Source organism: Ensifer sp. M14 (assembly GCF_003355565.1).
GTDB lineage: Bacteria > Pseudomonadota > Alphaproteobacteria > Rhizobiales > Rhizobiaceae > Ensifer.
This window is the reverse complement of the sequence record NZ_QJNR01000014.1, coordinates 244,741-259,276: the sequence shown is the minus strand read 5'-3', so window position 1 is coordinate 259,276 and position 14,536 is coordinate 244,741. Positions and strand designations below refer to the sequence as shown.

General features: G+C 60.5%; 10 protein-coding genes and 1 pseudogene. 9 read left to right on the top strand and 2 right to left on the bottom strand.

The window, feature by feature from the left end; genetic code table 11:
* The first annotated feature begins 15 nt into the window (after positions 1-15).
* Both BLJAPNOD_RS29820 and BLJAPNOD_RS29815 read left to right on the top strand, forming a co-directional pair.
* Positions 16-1,713, top strand: coding sequence for a M20/M25/M40 family metallo-hydrolase (locus BLJAPNOD_RS29820; RefSeq protein ID WP_077501263.1), 1,698 nt, complete (start codon positions 16-18; stop codon positions 1,711-1,713).
* 74 nt (positions 1,714-1,787) lie between these two features.
* Entirely contained in the window at positions 1,788-2,849 is a 1,062-nt protein-coding gene (locus BLJAPNOD_RS29815) for an ornithine cyclodeaminase (RefSeq protein WP_077501397.1), read from the top strand.
* A 172-nt stretch (positions 2,850-3,021) separates the two neighbouring features.
* Here the strand turns inward: BLJAPNOD_RS29815 and BLJAPNOD_RS29810 are convergent, their stop codons facing one another.
* Positions 3,022-3,696 carry a dimethylsulfonioproprionate lyase family protein gene (locus tag BLJAPNOD_RS29810; protein WP_199566060.1) on the bottom strand — a complete coding sequence of 225 codons (675 nt, stop codon included), beginning with the start codon at positions 3,694-3,696 and terminating at the stop codon, positions 3,022-3,024.
* 534 nt (positions 3,697-4,230) lie between these two features.
* On the opposite strand from BLJAPNOD_RS29810, the gene alr reads away from it, so the two are divergent.
* From alr to BLJAPNOD_RS29770, 7 genes and pseudogenes are all read left to right on the top strand, one after another.
* Positions 4,231-5,310: an alanine racemase gene (gene alr / locus BLJAPNOD_RS29805; protein ID WP_244611148.1), complete on the top strand. Its 1,080-nt coding sequence runs from the start codon at positions 4,231-4,233 to the stop codon at positions 5,308-5,310.
* An 855-nt stretch (positions 5,311-6,165) separates the two neighbouring features.
* Complete coding sequence (locus tag BLJAPNOD_RS29800; protein WP_115422442.1) at positions 6,166-7,653, top strand: nucleobase:cation symporter-2 family protein; 1,488 nt, start codon at positions 6,166-6,168, stop codon at positions 7,651-7,653.
* Between the two features lie 84 nt (positions 7,654-7,737).
* Complete coding sequence (locus BLJAPNOD_RS29795; RefSeq protein ID WP_077501258.1) at positions 7,738-8,343, top strand: nucleoside deaminase; 606 nt, start codon at positions 7,738-7,740, stop codon at positions 8,341-8,343.
* A 326-nt stretch (positions 8,344-8,669) separates the two neighbouring features.
* On the top strand, positions 8,670-9,476 hold the full coding sequence (locus BLJAPNOD_RS29785) for an FkbM family methyltransferase (protein WP_115422440.1): 807 nt from the start codon (positions 8,670-8,672) through the stop codon (positions 9,474-9,476).
* A gap of 469 nt (positions 9,477-9,945) precedes the next feature.
* Positions 9,946-10,619: pseudogene (locus BLJAPNOD_RS29780) on the top strand (response regulator transcription factor).
* Positions 10,616-11,953 carry a HAMP domain-containing sensor histidine kinase gene (locus tag BLJAPNOD_RS29775; RefSeq protein ID WP_077501252.1) on the top strand — a complete coding sequence of 446 codons (1,338 nt, stop codon included), beginning with the start codon at positions 10,616-10,618 and terminating at the stop codon, positions 11,951-11,953. Before BLJAPNOD_RS29780 ends, BLJAPNOD_RS29775 begins: the two are co-directional and overlap by 4 nt.
* 222 nt (positions 11,954-12,175) lie before the next feature.
* Complete coding sequence (locus tag BLJAPNOD_RS29770; protein ID WP_077501250.1) at positions 12,176-12,814, top strand: outer membrane protein; 639 nt, start codon at positions 12,176-12,178, stop codon at positions 12,812-12,814.
* 162 nt (positions 12,815-12,976) lie between these two features.
* On the opposite strand, the gene BLJAPNOD_RS29765 is transcribed toward BLJAPNOD_RS29770, so the two are convergent.
* Complete coding sequence (locus tag BLJAPNOD_RS29765; RefSeq protein WP_115422439.1) at positions 12,977-14,509, bottom strand: FGGY-family carbohydrate kinase; 1,533 nt, start codon at positions 14,507-14,509, stop codon at positions 12,977-12,979.
* Positions 14,510-14,536: the final 27 nt, after the last annotated feature.

The window sequence follows — 14,536 nt, the reverse complement described above, 5'->3', positions numbered from 1 at the left end:
CGACGGAGAAACAGAATGACGAACCCACAACAACGACAACATGTTTCCCGAACAGGAACCCGGATCGACGGCAATCGCGCCCGGGAACTTGCGTTGCGCATTACCTCATGGCCGAGCGAAACGGGTACTTCCGGTGAAGCCGGATTTGCCGACCAATTGCACGAACTTCTGAGCGAGCTTGCCTATTTTCGCGCGCACCCCGAAGATCTTCGCCTGGTTGAAAGCCATGGAGAGCCCCTCACCCGCAATGTCGTGGCACTTGTTCGTGGCACGGGCAAGCGGACGCTCGTCATGGCAGGACACTTCGATACGGTCTCGACCGATAACTATCACGAGCTCAAACCGCTGGCGTGCGACAGCCTCCGGCTGAAGGAAGCCTTGATCGAGAGCCTCTCGGTGCGGGATGACCGTTCCGAACAGGAGGAACGGGCTTTGCAGGATCTGCTGGGCGGTGACTTCTTGCCCGGCCGCGGTCTGCTCGACATGAAGAGCGGCATCGCGGTTGCGATCGCCTGCCTTGAAAACTTCGCGGCCGATCCCGATCGCCACGGCAATCTGATGCTGGTCGCCACGCCGGATGAAGAACGTGAAAGCCGCGGCATGCGATCGCTTCGCGACGCGCTGCCGAGCCTCACGTCAACATTGGGCGTCGAGATTGCGGCCGGCATCAACCTGGATGTGACGTCGGATCAGGGCGACGGCAGCGAAGGCCGCGCCGTCTATGCCGGCACGATCGGCAAGCTTCTGCCTTTCGCGCTGGTGATTGGCTGCAGCTCCCATGCCAGCTATCCATTCGAAGGTGTCAGCGCGCAGGCCATGGCCGCTGGAATTCTGGCGCGTTTGGAAGGCAACGCCTCGCTGGCCGATCGCGACGAGAACGATATTTCACCCCCGCCGATCTGCCTGGAGGCCAAGGATCTGCGCGATGGGTATGAGGTTACGACGCCGGAACGGTTCTGGATCGCTTTCAATTGGCTGTACCATGCAACGCCAGCGGACGACTTGTTCGCCCGCTTCGGGCAGGAAGTGCTCTCCGGCGCCACCGAAGCGGTAGATCGTTTCGCTTCGCAGTCCGCCGAATATGGCAGGCTCGTCGGCAGAAGCGCGGGCGCCACGCCGGGCAGACCGCATCTTTTGACTTTCAAGGAATTGCGGGCACTGGCCAAACGAGTTTGCGGCGAGGGTTTCGATGCCCTTTACGCGGCTAAGGAAACGTCACTGTCCGCTATCGACAATCCGCTGGTCTTCACGCGGCAACTGACGGAGTGGCTGGTCGGGATCGCCCGATTGTCCGGACCTGCCATTGTCATCGGCTTTTCCGGGCTTCACTATCCCTCCAGCCACCTGCGGCTCGACGAACCGAATGACCGCGCCCTGCATCACGCCATCGAAAAGGCACGTGCGGGTCTCGGCAACGATCCTGACCGTAGCCTGGTCTGGAAGCCACATTTCCAGGGTATCTCCGACATGAGCTTCCTAGGCTTGGCGGCGAGCGGCAGCCAGGTCGTTTCGGACAACACGCCGATCTCGCGGTTGATCGATCGTCCGCCGGAGAATGCGCTGCGCTTCCCGGCGGTCAATCTCGGTCCCTGGGGCCGCGAGTTCCACCAGAAGTTCGAGCGCGTGCATGCACCCTATGCTTTCGAGGTCCTGCCGGATCTCGTTTCCGAAATCGCCAGAACGTTCCTCGCCGACAACTGCCAAGGGAATTGATGCCGTCAATGGGTGCGAGTTGGAACCATTCCTCGTATCCTCAAGCCGAGTGTCTGAACCAAAAGGATTGAACAGTGACTGCTCCTTCAAATCTGAACATCGTACCGTTCGTCAGCGTGGACCACATGATGAGACTGGTACTGAAGGTCGGGATCGAGACCTTTCTCACCGAACTCGCCGCAGTGATAGAAGACGACTTCCGCCGGTGGGAACAGTTCGACAAGACGCCGCGTATCGCCTCGCATTCCAAGGAGGGCGTGATCGAGCTGATGCCGACAAGCGACGGCACGCTCTATGGCTTCAAATATGTCAATGGCCACCCCAAGAACACGAAGGAAGGGCGCCAGACGGTCACTGCCTTCGGCGTGCTCTCGGATGTCGGCAATGGCTACCCCATGCTTCTCTCCGAAATGACGATCCTGACGGCGCTTCGCACGGCAGCGATGTCGGCGGTCGCCGCCAAGCATCTCGCTCGCGCGAACGCCAAGACCATGGCGATCATCGGCAATGGCGCACAGAGCGAATTCCAGGCGCTTGCCTTCAAGGCGATTGTCGGGATCAGCGAGCTTCGGCTCTACGATATCGACCCGAGCGCGACCGAGCGCTGCGCCAGAAATCTCGCCGGCAAGGGCTTTGCGATCAAGTCGTGCAGCTCTTCGCAGGAAGCAGTCGAGGGAGCCGACATCATCACCACAGTCACGGCGGACAAGCAGTACGCAACGATCCTGTCCGACAACATGGTTGGTCCGGGTGTGCATATCAACGCTGTCGGCGGAGATTGCCCCGGCAAGACCGAACTGCACAAGGATATCCTGCTGCGCTCCGATATCTTCGTCGAATATCCGCCGCAAACGCGCATCGAGGGCGAAATCCAGCAGCTCGACGCAGACTATCCGGTGAAGGAACTCTGGGAAGTGATCGCCGGCAAGCGTGGAGGCCGTCAGTCCGAGCGGACGATTACGCTGTTCGATAGCGTCGGTTTTGCAATCGAGGACTTCTCGGCGCTGCGCTATGTGCGCAGCAAACTTCAGGAAACCGGGCTTTACATCGATCTCGATCTGTTGGCCGATCCGGACGAGCCGCGTGATCTCTACGGCATGCTGCTGCGTTGTGAGGCGAAGCTGCGCGAGGCGTAGAACCGTCTTTCGCATCCCTGCTTGCGAAGGCCAGCCAGCCGAGCCGTCGAGCCTGCGATATCGACGATGCCGTCTCGTGTTGCGGCAGGATCTCCCGTCCTGCGCACCACACCGCCCGGGGGCCGCCCAACAGTGATCCGGAGAAGACGAAGAATTCTATCGCTGTTACGTTCTAGGATTGAGACCGAACGCGTTGGCACCAAAACAAGAGGAGTGGGTTGCCGGTACAGCGCATGGCGAGATCGTTGCCCTCATCGCTGAAGAAAATGCCTCCCGGCGAGCGAACGAGCCAATCGTCGTCGTTGAGGCGCACTTCGGCGCGCGACAGCGCTAGAAAGACTGTCGGATGTTTCTTGCGGTGATCGGGAAAGCGGCTATAGGGCGCCATGATCGTCGCGCCAATATGGACGTCGTCACGCTCCTCCATGCCGCCAGGTCCCACCATCAATGCATGTGCATGACCACGTACGAAATTGATGCTTGCGAAAGGTCCCGTCCTTGAACTGTACCAGCGAAGGTCCGGCGCGATTTCCGCGATGGCTTTTCCGAGGTCCGCGATAGGTCCGCCCGCCTTGACCGCCACGGCCAGGGCCTCGGTCAGATATCCCGAGGCTGGCAAGGTGTTGCCGGAAACGCCGAACATGGACGATGGCTTGGAAAGATCGTGGAAGATCTTGCCTGCGGTATAGCGCGCCATGGACGGGACATCGTGAGCAAACAGAAGGTTGCCCGCTGCGTTGATCAGTCGCTGCAGTGCGATGGGCCGATGTCCCCAAACCGAGATCGGCCCGTGTCCTTCCGGTGAAGGATCGCAGTCGACCGCGGGAAGGGTAGCACGTGTCGTCATGTTGTGTTCCCTATGAACGGTGCGAACTCCATAGCTGCTACGAAAATGTGTCGCAACACACTTCGTTCACTGCACATTTCGCCACCCCGACTGAGGTCCATCGGCAGGCCCTCTGCCGCAAGAACCGCCCCCCCTAAACCTCTCCGACGCCAAATCGATAGCTCCACCGAGGGCATTCGAACTCTTTGCCTGATCACTCTCACACCTTTGGCCCAACCACGTTTAGACCAATGCATCGCGCTCGGTTCGGCTGGTTGCCACAACCTGATGTCCACTGCCAAACGGGCATTCTCCTGCACAGATCAAGCGGTGGTAATCGCGAAATGCCGTCATCGCCCACAGCCAATCCGCCATGCGCGATTATTCAGAATGTTCACGCTTTATTTTAACAAATCTGCAAATTCACAATTTTTGACCAATCATCGGCAAACAATTTGACGATTGTTTCAATAGGCTTCCGTCAACTGGGAGACGGAAATGGACATCACAATTTTGGATCGGCAGCCCTGTCACCGATCGCCGAGTACAGAAGGCATGCCAGGTTATCTGACCGTGGACCTTGGCGCTCTCGCCCGCAACTACGAGAAGCTGGCGGCCGACGCAGCGCCGGCGCGCGCAGCGGCCGTCGTCAAGGCGGATGCCTATGGGCTTGGCGCCGAGCAGGTGGCCGTCAAACTCTATGCCCATGGCTGCCGCCACTTCTTCGTTGCCCAGTTTGGTGAGGCGCTCGGCCTTCGGCCTTGCTTGCCGCTGGACGCGGACATCTTCGTGTTGAACGGCCTGCAGCCTGGTAACGAGCGCGCCTGCGCCGAAGCCGGCATCATTCCGGTCGTCAATTCGCTGGAACAGTTGCAGCGCTGGTCCGCGGCCGCCGACAGCCTCAAGAGCCGTCTGAGGGCCGTGTTGCAATTCGACACCGGGATGTCTCGCCTCGGCGTGCCGCCGGAGGAACGGCTGGCCCTTTCCGGCGCAGTTGAGGACGCCGGCCTTATCGAAATCCTCTTCATCATGAGCCACCTTGCCTGCGCCGACGATGTCGGGAGCACCCAGAACGATGCCCAACTTGCCGAGATGGACCGCATCGCGGCGGAATTCCCAGGCTTCGAGATCTGCGTCGCCAACTCTGGCGGCATCTTCCTCGGCAACACCTATCACCGTGCACTCGTCCGCCCAGGCATAGCACTGTACGGTGGTGCGCCGACGGTCGGCGCACGAAATCCCATGGAAGCTGTCGTGCGGCTCGACGTTGCAGTGGTGCAGACGCGCTGCGTCCCCTCGGGCGCACGCGTCGGTTACAGCGGCGGCCATGTCACGACGGCAGAAACCCGCCTTGCAACCATTGCCGCAGGCTACGCCGATGGCCTTCCACGCAGCTTGAGCGGCAAGGGTGCCGTCTATTGCGACGGAGTTCGGCTGCCGATCGTGGGGCGCGTTTCCATGGACAGCATCACGATTGATATCTCCGCTTTGCCGGAAGGCCGGCTTAAGCTCGGCACATTGGTGGAAGTCCTTGGCCCGAACCAGACGCTCGAAGACGTGGCGCGCGATGCCGGCACCATTTCCTATGAGATTCTGACCGGTCTCGGACGCCGTTACGACCGGAGATACGTCTGACCATCACGCCCCCGGCAAGGCACCGTCAGGCTGATGGTTATCGGCATTGACGTCCGAGAGCCGGCGTTGCCGTGGATAGATTTGCGACCCCGTTACCGGTCGCCCGTGCGTGCCACAGGCTGGGCCGCCTCGGCATGAAGTCGAGAAAACCGATTGATCGCTGACCGACGCGCCGAGGAAGAAGGCGTCGTTGCTTGACAGCGACGCAAGGACCAGACGGCAGCCTTGGCGCTCCCCACGCGCAGCAACCGTACGCCCAATCTGTGGAGGGCAATTCGAACGGGTACACGGGGTACCAAAGCCCCCTCCCTTTGTCCGCCGGAACAACCGCGGCGGCACGCCCTTGACAGGTTCTTCTAAAAAATTGCAAGCTTAGTGAAAGTGTAGGCGTCTGCCTCACAGGAATCGCCCCGTTCAACTCACGTTGATGACGATCCGGAGTTCGCACCTCCTGGAACAGGGTCCTAGCGAAACTGGCCAATGGTCGGTTCAACTATGGAGCTGGTGGGGCATGGAGACTGATCTCCCCTTTCGTATTATTTTTTGCTTTGATCATGGTTGGAAGATCACGCCCGACGGCGGGTTAGTCTATGACTTTCATTGCGTTTCCGGTCGCAACACACGTCCGTGTGATGCCCGTCGCGAGACCCCCGTCAGCACTCCTGCAAACGCTTCGGGACGCCCTGTCCCTCTTGCGCGAAGAGCCATCTCTTTTGCGCGTTCCAGCAACGACAATCGGCAACGATTTCTGCTTCAGGCATGAGCCCATGTGCGGCATGGGCCTGTGCCCCGATGGCTATGCCGACGTGCCTGATTGGAATGGGGATCAACTCAAAGCGCAACACACGCAAAGGTATGGAGGAGTTTACCTTGGCAACTTTAGAAGAGGGAAGTGCATCAAGCCGGCGCCCGGAAGACGAAAAGCTCAGCATCGGCGCCAATATCGCCTATGGACTACAACACGTTCTGACCATGTACGGCGGCATCGTCGCCGTACCCCTTATTGTCGGCCAGGCAGCCGGGCTTAGCCCAAGCGATATCGGCCTTCTCGTGACGGCGTCGCTTTTCGCCGGTGGTCTGGCCACCATCCTGCAAACATTGGGAGTGCCATTCTTCGGAAGCCGGCTGCCGCTTGTTCAGGGCGTCTCGTTCTCGGGCGTCGCGACCATGGTTGCGATTTCCGGTAATGGAGGAATACCGTCTATTCTGGGTGCCGTTATCGCGGCGTCGTTGATCGGGCTGTTGATCACGCCTGTTTTCTCCCGGATTACCCGCTTCTTTCCGCCCCTTGTCACCGGGATCGTCATCACCACCATCGGACTGACCCTGATGCCGGTCGCCGCGTTCTGGGCGATGGGTGGCAACAACACCTCGCCCGATTTCGGGAGCCCGGCGAATATCCAGCTGGCCGCCACAACGCTCGCCATCGTTCTCCTGCTCAGCAAACTTGGAAGCGCCTCGGTTTCAAGGCTCTCCATCCTGCTTGCGCTCGTGATCGGAACGGGCGTCGCCTATGCCGCTGGCATGACCGACTTTTCGCAGGTGGCAAACGGCCCCTTCTTCGCCCTGCCGACGATATTCCATTTCGGCTATCCCACATTCGAGATCGCCGCCGTCGTCTCGATGCTGATCGTCATCATCGTAACGCTCGTCGAGACATCGGCCGACATTCTCGCTGTCGGCGAAATCGTCGAAACCAAGGTCGATTCTCGCCGCCTGGGCGATGGCCTTCGCGCCGACATGCTGTCGAGCATTCTCGCACCGATCTTCGGTTCGTTCACGCAGAGCGCTTTTGCGCAAAACGTCGGGCTTGTCGCTGTCACCGGCGTCAAGAGCCGCTATGTGGTAGCGACAGGCGGTCTCTTTCTCGTCGTCCTCGGCCTTCTGCCGGTCATGGGACGCGTTGTTGCGGCGGTGCCGAGTTCCGTTCTCGGCGGGGCCGGCATCGTCCTTTTCGGTACGGTCGCGGCAAGTGGCATACGCACGCTCTCCAAGGTCGACTACCACAACAACATGAATTTGATCATCGTCGCGACGTCGATCGGTTTCGGCATGATCCCGATCGCGTCACCGGGATTCTACGAGCACTTCCCGGCCTGGGTTGCGACGATCTTTCACTCGGGCATCAGTTCCGCCGCCTTGATGGCGATCGTCCTCAATCTGCTGTTCAACCATTTCAAAGCAGGGAATGCCGACCAGCAATCCGTGTTCGTGGCGGGGACGGAACGGACGATCCGCTACAAGGACATCGCGCCACTTCGCGACGGCGACTACTTCCTCAACGGCAAGCTCTATGACGAAAAGGGTATCGAAATACCAATGATCCCTGAAGGCGCTCATTGAGCTTTGCTTTGAACTCACGCTCCGGATCGAAATTCAAAATTTTGATCCGGGCAAAATTTACCCGACATTTCAAGGAGATGAAGAATGTCAGAAAAAATCGAAACGGCGCGGCTGCTCGACGCCCTGCTGACCACCATGGAGGCTGGCATCATCCCCGCCACGGAGGCAGGCGTTGCCGCCGGCAACAAGATCTTCGGAGCGGCACTCCTGCGCAAATCGGACCTTTCCACGGTCCTTGTCGAAACCAACAACGAGACTGAAAATCCCCTGTGGCACGGCGAGGTTCACACCCTGAAGCGCTTCTATGAGATGACCGGATCCGAGCGACCGGATTCGAAGGACCTCATTTTCCTGTCGACCCATGAGCCGTGCTCGATGTGCCTTTCGGCGATCACCTGGGCAGGGTTCGACAACTTCTTTTATTTCTTCAGCCATGAAGATTCCCGGGACGCGTTTTCCATTCCGCACGATCTGAAGATCCTGAAGGAAGTCTTCACCTTGGAGCCAGGGGGGTACAATCGGTCGAACTCATTCTGGAAAGGCCAGTCGATCGGGGGGCTAATAGATCAGCTGCCCGAGCCGCAGCGTTCCGATCTGAAGGGAAGAGCCTCCGCCATCAGCCGGAAGTACGACGACCTCTCTGCCGTCTATCAAGCCAGCAAGGGGGACAATGCAATCCCCCTCAACTAAATCGTCGCCCCGCCCCCTTCGGCGTCGGTCTCGATAGAGACCGTTGTCGGTGGGCTGACGATTACGCAACCCTTGCTCTGCGGCCGGACGGTCGTGCAGTCGCGGGCCAGGCGGCCCTCGAAATCATTGCGGCCATACCTTGCATGCTCCCGCAGAAAGTTGCGGATATCAACCAATACGAGCATTTCTTCTGCCGAACCGCATTGACGCAACCAGCAAAATCGGCACAACGCGTCGAAGCTACAATCGGCTGGAATCACTCAACTCTTTTAGGGACAACTCGCAAGGGCATCCTAGACAGACTGCATCGTGGGGGCGATGGCTAGATGAAGATACTGAAACGCGTGCGTCAATCTATGATTGAGGGCCTGCCAAACCGGCAGTTTGTCCAATTTACAAACGGCACCAGCGTATTGAAGGGCTACAGCCATCGCATCGCGATGCATAGCAACGACAATACGATGACGGTCATGGACGGAAGCGACAAGCTGCGTATTTGCCGCCGCGACCGGCTCTGGCTCTATAAGCGCGGTATCGGCGCCCGCGTGAACCAGCTGGCGGAATCTTATCTGCTTCATCACATCTCGGAACCACTCCAAGGCGCTTTTGTCGATTGCGGCGCTAATGTCGGCGAATTGGGTGCATACAGCCGTTCGAAGGGCCTGGAGTACCACGCCTTTGAGCCGGAAGGCCTGGAAGCGGACTGCTGCGACCGTAACAATTTCGACGGCAAGCCCCAGACAAACCGGTTCGGGCTCTGGTCGAGTGACGGAGAACTGACATTTTACTCCAAGCCCGGGACTGCAGACGGTTCGCTTTTCGAGACCGAGCAATATGCTGACCGCTTCCAGGTCAAGGTCAGGAGCCTCGATAGCTATGCAGCTGAGACGGGGCTGACGAATGTTGCCATCTTGAAGATCGAAGCAGAGGGTGCGGAACCGGAAATCCTCGCCGGCGCTCGCGAAACCCTGAAGTCGACGCACTATGTCACCGTGGATTGCGGCTTCGAAAAAGGGGTAGCAAAGGAAAGCACCCTCATCCCGGTCTTCAATATCCTACTGGACGCCGGCTTTGAAGCGATCGACTGGAACCCGCGACGGGTGACGGCTCTTTTCAAGAACCGGGCCATTTAGAGCGCGTCGCGATCTTTCAGATTCGCTTGGCGCGCTTTAAGTTCCTGTTTTCACGCATGCAGTTGTCGCAAAACCGCGGCACACTTTTGCGCGATACGCTTTAGGTTCGACCATCGCATGACCGTGTGACTGTTTCTCTCTGTCGGCGCATTCTCCAGGGATGTGCGCCGAGGAGCCTGTTGGAGCGCGATGGCAAAAAGCATCGCGGCGAATTCGTTCTTTACTGCGACCAAACAAAACGCGTCGCCGACGTTACGATGGCCGCGATATGCCACCGCCTTTTGGTCTCATTCTATCCATGCCACGTCCACCGGCCATGGAATATCGCAACCGCCAATGACGACGGCTGCGATTGCATTGCGTTTCCACTGGGGAGTGTGCACTCGATCTGCGCACCAGCCGCAACCTTGCGGCAATGCTCCTCAATCAAATGTGCCGCCGTCGCACAGACACATTGGAGAATCGATGCATGCGCCTACTCCTTGTTGAGGATGAGCCCGAGATGGCTGCCGCGCTCGGCGTCGCTCTTGGTCGGTTTGACATGATCCTTGACCACGCGCCGTCGCTCGATCACGCCATCGCCGCCATGGCCAATCAGGTCCACGACGCGATCATTCTCGATCGGCAACTGCCTGACGGCGACGGGCTGACGCTCATACCGCGCGTTCGGGCGCTGAAGCGGGCATTCCGGTGATCGTGCTGACGGCACGTGGCAGCGTCGACGAGCGGATCAAAGGACTGGACATGGGCGCCGACGATTATCTCGCCAAACCCTTCGCCGTCGAGGAGTTGCTGGCAAGGCTTCGCGCGTTGATGCGCCGTGCGCCCGATATCGCACCAATGACTGCGCGCATCGGCAATCTTGTCTTCGATTTCGATGGTCGGGAAGCCCGCATCGACGGCCGCGTCCTGGAGCTTCCCCGCCGCGAACTGCTTGTGCTGGAGGCGTTGGTGCGGCGACAGGGCAGAACCGTGCAGCGTTCGACACTGGAGGAGTCGGTCTACGGATACGACGACGAGATCCAGTCCAATTCGCTCGACGCACATGTTTCGCGGCTGCGTAGAAAGCTGCTGGAATCGGGTTCCGGCGTTGAAATCCACGGCATTCGCGGGGTTGGATATCTGCTGAGGACATTGTCGTGACCACGAGCGCCAACCACTCGCTGAAGAAGCGGCTGATCTGGCATATCCTGACATTTCAGGTGCTTTTGCTCGTGGCCGTCATTGCCGGTTTCATGGCCCTTTTGATCAGGGCCGATCTCGGCGGCATGATCCTCGACGCCGGTTCGGCATCGATCGCCGCCGGCGCCGTCGAGGTTGGCTCGGACCAGAAGCTGAAACTGAAAGACACGCCCGAGCTGCGCGCCATGCGCGCCGAGACGCCGGGCTTCTGGTTCGTTGTGCGCAACGAGCGCGGCGAGACGGTCCAAAGCGGACCGGTGCCCGACGCCTATCGCAGCATCGGCGAACATCTCGATCGTGTAACATTTGCCGATATCCGGGACGGTATGGCACCTTACATGCTCTCGGCGATCGCCCGGGTGGTTCAGACCGAGCGGGGTACGTATACGGTCCTGACGGGCGGCGGACGCCTGTGGAGCGCCTCGTTCGCCGTGTTCTTCCTGACGAACCTGCTGCTGCTGCCGATCGTTCTGATCCTCGTTCTCATTCCGGCCTTCGCCATTCCGATCATCGTGCGCCGTGCCTTTGCAAGCCTTGCCGAGGTCGCCGACCATGCCAAGAGCATCGATGTCGACCGTCGCGGCGCCCGCCTGCCCGATGGTCGCGTTCCCGGTGAAGTGCGCCCGCTCGTGGAAGCAGTCAACGGCGCGCTGCAGCGCTTGGACGAAGGCTACGAACGACGCCAGCGCTTCATCATGGATGCCGCTCACGAGCTCAGAACACCGGTCGCAATTCTGCAGACGCGTCTTGAGGGCATGGACTTCGGCCCGCTGCGCAGCCGCCTGCTGGTTGACACCGCCCGTATTGCCGGGCTTGCCGAACAATTGCTCGACCTCGAGCGCATCGATCGCGACAGCGCTCACTTCGCCTCAATAGACCTGGTCTCGCTCTGCCGCGATGTGGCTGCCGACCTCGCCCCTCTCGCTCTGTCGGCCGGCTGCGACATCTCCTTTACCCACGGACCCGAACAGGTCAGTGCGCACGGAGACGCCGGCGCCCTGGAGCGTGCCGTCACCAATCTGGTGCGCAACGCGATCGAGCATGCGGGTGGCCTGATTTCCATTCATGTCGAACGTGGCGGTATCATCGAGGTCAGCGACGCAGGTCCCGGCATTCCCGAAAGCGAACGGGAACGGATCTTCGAGCCATTTCACCGGCTGCAACCGCGCGACCATGGCGCGGGCCTTGGGCTCCATCTCGTCAGCGAGATCGTCAGCCGCCACAAGGGCCACATATCGGTGGTTTGCGCGCCGACCGGCGGCGCCTGCTTCCGCATGACCCTGCCTGTGGCCTGAGACGAATACCGCCTCGGGCCGCCCAACATTCGCCATAGAGGCTAACAGGTTATTAATAATAAAATCAGCACTTTAATCGATATTTGCAATGTTGATGCAATCCGCGCGGCGCACAAATGCGCACATCTTCCAGCGTCGATGATCGCGCCAGCCCGGCGCGAAACAGAGAGCGGAGATGAAAGCGCCACAAGCGGCGCTATGTCCAATCCACGGAGCAACGCCATGCAGCAGCATTACAAATTTCCCCTCTGGCTCGGTATCGCCTTCCTGGCAGCAGCCGGTGTGCAACAGGCACAGGCCGCCGACCCCTATTCGCCGGAACCGGCCTCCTCCTACCAGGATCCGCCGGCCTTCAACTGGAGCGGCGCCTATGTCGGTGCCCATGGCGGTATCGGCTTTACCGGCAGCCCCAATCCGTTTGCCGACCGCAACGGCGTCGCCTTCGGCGCGCAGGCCGGCTACAACATGCAGGTCGGCCCCGGCATTGTCGGCGCTGAAATCGAAGGCTCCTATCTCGGCGACACCGAACACAAGGTCAGCGGCGGCAAGCTCAAGGAGAAATGGCGCGGCGCGATCAAGGCGAAGGCCGGCCTGTCGTTCGACCAGACGCTTGTCTACGGCACCGCCGGTTATGCCATGACCAGCTACAAGAAGGGTGGCGGCGTCCAGAACGATGTCGGCTTCAAGGGTGGCTATCTCGTCGGCGCCGGCGTCGAGCAGGCCTTTGCAGGCGGGCTCTCGGCGAAGCTCGAATATAACTACATCACCACCCCTGATGTCCGCACCAACACGGCCTTCGGATCGAGCGAGAAAGACATCAACAGCCACGTGATCAAGGCCGGCGTGAACATGCGGTTCTGATCGTTCGATAGTGATCGCAGCGCCGTTGGCCAATCCTCCCTGGGTCTGCGGCGCCCGGATCGACATGGAACGATCAAGCCGATGGCCGGCCCCGGCCCTCGGCTTCACTGTTTCGGCTGTCCACGCGATCGACGATGAGGTTGCCAGCCCATCCTTCGGCCGCTAGGCCGCCACCTCCGACACGTCATCTGCGGCATTCGAAAGCCGTCGCCAGATCGGCGCCATTGCTTCGGCAATATCCTTGTAAAGCTCATAGCGTCGCGCGTAATGGCGCGCCATGGCCGCGTTCGGGCGGTAGTGACGTTCCGTCTTCACCATGGCTGCCGCACCTTCCGAAAAATCGGCAAAAATGCCCGCCCCTGTGCCGGCGGCAATCGCCGCCCCCAGCGCCCCGGTTTCACGCGACCGGGCAACCGACACCGGAACCCCGAGCACATCGGCAAAGATCTGCGGCCAGATCAGGCTGCGCGATCCGCCACCCGAAAGCACCGCTTCGTCGAAGGTCGCGCCTGCCGCACGCATGGTGGCGATGTGCTGGCGATGGCCGAAGGCGACACCTTCAAGCACGGCCCGAACGAGATGACCCTTGGTGTGCCATCCGGCGACCCCGTAGAAGCCGGCACGGGCATTGCCGTCCTGCTGCGCGCCATAAAGGAACGGATGGTAGATCGGGTCGTTGGCGGCCGGCTCGATATCGGCTGCAAGCGCGCAGCAGACATCATAGGGCGAGCGCCCGTCTTCGATGCCGACTTCGGCAAAGAACTCGCGCACCAGCCATTCGAGATTGGCCGCAGACGTCGCGCTCGATTCGATCGCCATGTAGCGGCCGCGGTCGAATGTCGATGACATGAACACGGGCCCCGAAAGATCGGGGCCGTCGATGATGACCTGGTTGATGCTCCAGGTCCCGGCGATGATGGAGGCCGCGCCGGTACGCGTCACGCCCGAACCCACGGCCGAGGCGATGACATCGAAGAGGCCGCCGACCACCGGCGTGCCGGCGGCAAGCCCTGTCTGCGCTGCCGCCTCCGGCGTGACCGTGCCGACGACATCGGCGCTTTCGGCGAGATCCGGCAAAAGCCCGGTTGCCTCGCCGAGATCGAAGGCGGCCATCAGGTCGCGGTCGTAACGCCGGTTGACGACGTTCAGCAGGCCGCAGCCGGTCATATCAGAGACGTCGCTCACTCGTCGGCCCGTCAAACGGTTGACGATGAAATCCTTGCACAGGAACACGGTGCCGATCCTGGCGAACGTCTCTGGCTGATAGCGCTTGAGCCAGGCGAGCAGGGTCGGCGTCTGCGACGGCCATGGGCGTTGACGGCCGATGGCATAGGTGCGGTCGCCGACGCCTTGCGCCTTCCATTCCTCAACCAGTCCTGCGGCGCGCGTGTCGAGCGACTGGATGCCGAGAAACGGATCTCCGCTTTGATCAAGTGCGTATAGGCCGTTGCCGTGCCCGGCGCAGCCGATCGCGACGATCTCTTCGGCGCGGATGCCGGCACGCTCGACGCATTGGCGGATGACTGCCCGGGCATGGGTCCATAGCTCTTCGAGCCCCCGCTCGACATGCCCGGGCCGCGGAACCCGGCTGTGTCCCTCCTGCGCAGCCGCCGCGATCTCGTTACCCTCAAGGTCGAAAATCACCGCTTTGATGACGGTGTTTCCGGCGTCGAGTCCCAGAAGATAGTCTGCCATTGAAGAACCCCTCCCAAGGTTCGGATC